This window comes from Neisseria sp. P0021.S007 (genome assembly GCF_051956855.1).
This window is the reverse complement of the sequence record NZ_JBQCXA010000432.1, coordinates 1-738: the sequence shown is the minus strand read 5'-3', so window position 1 is coordinate 738 and position 738 is coordinate 1. Positions and strand designations below refer to the sequence as shown.

The following is a 738-nucleotide window of genomic DNA, read 5'->3' as shown; positions in this document are numbered from 1 at the left end:
ATGTTTAAAGCCGTCCTGCTCGGCCAGTGGCACAGCCTCTCCGATCCCGAGCTCGAACACAGCTTCATCACCCGCATCGATTTCAACCTGTTTTGCCGTTTTGACGAACTGAGTATCCCCGATTACAGCACCTTATGCCGCTACCGCAACCGGCGGCGCAAGACGACACCCTGTCCGAATTGCTGGAACTGATCAACCGTCAACTGACCGAAAAAAAACTAAAAGTAGAGAAAGCATCCGCCGCCGTCATTGACGCCACCATTTTTCAGACCGCCGGCAGCAAACAGCGTCAGGCTATAGAAGTTGATGAGGAGGGACAAGTCAGTGGACAAACCACACCTAGTAAAGACAAAGATGCCCGTTGGACAAAGAAAAACGGCCTCTACAAACTTGGTTACAAACAACATACCCGCACCGATGAGGAAGGCTATATCGAGAAACTGCACATCACTCCCGCCAATACCCATGAGTACAACCACCTGTCGCCTTTACTGAAAGGGATAACCGAAGGTACGACCATCTATGCCGACAAAGGATACGACAGCAAGGAAAACCGGCAACATCTGAAAGAACATCAGTTGTTGGACGGCATTATGCGCAAAGCCCACCGCAACCGTCCGCTGACGGAAGCGCAAACCAAACGTAACCGATATTTGTCAAAAACCCGTTATGTGGTCGAACAAAGCTTCGGTACGCTGCACCGTAAATTCCGCTATGCCCGGGCAGCCTATTTCGGGC

At 51.2% G+C, this 738-nt stretch carries 1 pseudogene; it reads left to right on the top strand.

Annotated features, from left to right (window positions below):
- A pseudogene (locus ACTHUR_RS13825) lies at positions 1-738 on the top strand (IS5 family transposase); the annotation flags it as partial.